Raw genomic sequence first — 2,357 nt, 5'->3', positions numbered from 1 at the left:
CGTCCACCCGAGCTTTGAGACGCTGAAATTGCCCCGCAGTGAGATTGCACTCAAAGACGCTCTTCAGCACCCGTTCCCCGTAATCGGTCAGGGCCTTACCCACCTTCTGGAGCCGTTGGGGATCGTGAATATCGTAACTGACCAGGACATGATGAATTTTTTTAGCCATTTCCCCTCACCCTGACCCTCTCCCCCAGGGAGAGGGAATTAAAGGAAGGTTACAATTGACCAATTTTTCGTTATGAATAATAAATTGGCTCAGATAACCTCAAACCCCTCATCGGTGCTGATTTCGCCCCAACCGGAGATCACCACCCGGTCAACGCAACTGCGGCAGAGGCGGTAGTAGCGCACCCGATCCTGCTCGAGGTCAATTATTTGTTCCACTCCCCGCTTCAGCTGTTGATACCGGGCCTCGTCCAGGTCGCACTCAAAGACGCTGAGTTGGATGCGATCCCCGTAGTCTTTTAAGAATTTCATCACCCGGTTGCGGATACGGTCATCGGTAATGTCATAAGAGACCAGGACATACATGGCTTTACCTGAGTAGCAAGGGTTGATAGCGATCTACTTCGCCCCGCACATAACGGGCAAAATGGCGCACCTGCTCGCGCAGGCAATCCCGGTGGGTTAGTTGCTGGTTGGAGAGATGATATTTGATTTTCTGCTGCATCTTGCGCTCGAATTGGGTGATGAATTTACGGAAACCGGCATCGGTCAGTCGGACCGGCAGACCGGCTTTGGATGCGGCCGGGCTTTCCGGCTCGGCGCCGCCGGGATCGTCCGCCGCCCCCGGGTCGGCGTCGAGGTCCTCAGGGGCAGTTTCGCCCACCACAAAATCATCCCGGCCCAAAGTTTTCAGGTTAAAGACGCTGAGCACCAGGGTATCGACAATCACCGGGCGCCATTCCTCCATCAGATCCAGGGCCAGGGAGGGACGGCCGTATTCCATGGCGTGCAGGCAGCCCAGATAGGGGTCAAAACCGACCAGGCTGACCGCGGCCAGCATGTTATGGAACAGCAAGGTATAGCCCAGACTGAGCAGGGCATTGACCGGATCGGTGGGCGGGCGGCGGACGCGCTTGCTGAACTCTATGCCAGCGGCCCGGAAGCCTTTGGCAAACCCCTGGAAGTAAAGCGCGGCGCTGCGGCCTTCAAGTCCCCGCAAGCCATCCAGGTCGGGGGCCGCAGCCGCTTTATCGGCCAGTTGTTTTAAGCCGAGAATCTGATCTTCCAGACCCAACCCCTCCCGGCTGCGGTTGAGGCGCAGCAGCACCGTGCGCAGGTAATGCCGCGACTTCTCATAGTGGCCCACATTTGCCAGGAGCACGGCCAGCCCATACATCGCATCCCAATCTTGCGGGGCCAGTCGCAGTGCCTGCTCGTAGCACGTCTGGGCCTGGCGGGCCATCCCCAGGGCCTGGCAGACTCCAGCCCAACCGCGCCAGAGTTGCGGATCTTGCCCTGACTGACGGTGGTATTTGACCGCCAGGTCGCGTGCCTTGGCTTCCTCGCCCGCCTCCAGGTAGGCTTGGGCCTCCTCTAGAATGACCCGAAGATGGCCAGATGTGGATTCAAACAAGGTGGTGTTCAATTTTATCAATCAAGATTTTTAATTTATCCCCAAATTTTTGGGCATCCATCGGGTTTTGCCGCCAACCGGCATGATTCAGATCATTGCGGGCTTGCGATAAGTCTTTGAAGGCTTTAATCAATTCTTCCTTGGAATTCAGGGCCTCCAGATATTGCCGGCAGGCATTTTCTCGGGCCTCCCGGCACTGTGGATCAACCCCTCTAATAATGGCAAAATGGCTCACCAAAATTTCTCGTAGGATAGTATATCCCTGCTGGATAAGGTTATGCTTCAGACACCACCTTGCGGCCCGGATGCCGTCCTGAATTTGATCCCCATTAAAGGGCTGCACATGATCAAGAAGGCTTTCCAACAGGGGCTTTAAGGGCGGGATGAGATCAAGGTGGACGCAATCTTCAATCTCGGCCTTGAGCCTGGCAATCACTGGGGTTATTTCAGGCCCGCGGCAGGTAGCCATGATTTTGGTGAACGTTTCCAGTTGGTTGGCCAGTTTACGAATCGCCGCGGCGGCCCGATCCTGTCCTCCGGTATCTGACAAAATTGGTTTGATTTCTTCTCTGGCCAGGTTACACACCTGGACCGCGTCCCCAGCGCCTAGAAAACGATCAATCGCCAGGCCCCAGTCAAGCAGGGCGGCAAAGCCGGTTAGGTCGAGAATCGGAGCGCGTCTCTGTTCACGGGGCAGGGCTCGAGCCTCAACAATACTTCCCAAACTTTCAAAGGCACCATAGTATATACCTGCCAGGGTTACCTGCTTCAGCAC

General features: G+C 56.1%; 4 protein-coding genes. All 4 read right to left on the bottom strand.

Annotation, left to right across the window (positions count from 1 at the left end):
* The coding region (gene cas2, locus JRG72_11805; GenBank protein ID MBW2135886.1) for a CRISPR-associated endonuclease Cas2 at nt 1–169 on the bottom strand (169 nt) is incomplete at its 3' end.
* Nucleotides 170–258: 89 nt separating this feature from the next.
* Complete coding sequence (gene cas2 / locus JRG72_11800; GenBank protein ID MBW2135885.1) at nt 259–534, bottom strand: CRISPR-associated endonuclease Cas2; 276 nt, start codon at nt 532–534, stop codon at nt 259–261.
* Between the two features lie 4 nt (nt 535–538).
* Nucleotides 539–1,345: a CRISPR-associated endonuclease Cas1 gene (cas1, locus tag JRG72_11795; GenBank protein ID MBW2135884.1), complete on the bottom strand. Its 807-nt coding sequence runs from the start codon at nt 1,343–1,345 to the stop codon at nt 539–541.
* Between the two features lie 229 nt (nt 1,346–1,574).
* A partial coding sequence (locus JRG72_11790; GenBank protein MBW2135883.1) for a TM1812 family CRISPR-associated protein occupies nt 1,575–2,357 on the bottom strand: 783 nt, incomplete at its 5' end.

The sequence above is a fragment of the Deltaproteobacteria bacterium genome, assembly GCA_019309545.1.
In the GTDB taxonomy this organism is placed as follows: domain Bacteria; phylum Desulfobacterota; class Desulfobaccia; order Desulfobaccales; family Desulfobaccaceae; genus Desulfobacca_B.
The sequence above is the reverse complement of the archived record's forward strand: the minus strand, read 5'-3'. Positions and strand labels throughout refer to the sequence as shown.

Excerpts from the sequence above, each read along its gene's own strand:
- cas1 (MBW2135884.1), bottom strand. The coding sequence starts at position 1,345 with ATGTATGGGCTGGCCGTGCTCCTGGCAAATGTGGGCCACTATGAGAAG.
- cas2 (MBW2135885.1), bottom strand. The coding sequence starts at position 534 with ATGTATGTCCTGGTCTCTTATGACATTACCGATGACCGTATCCGCAAC.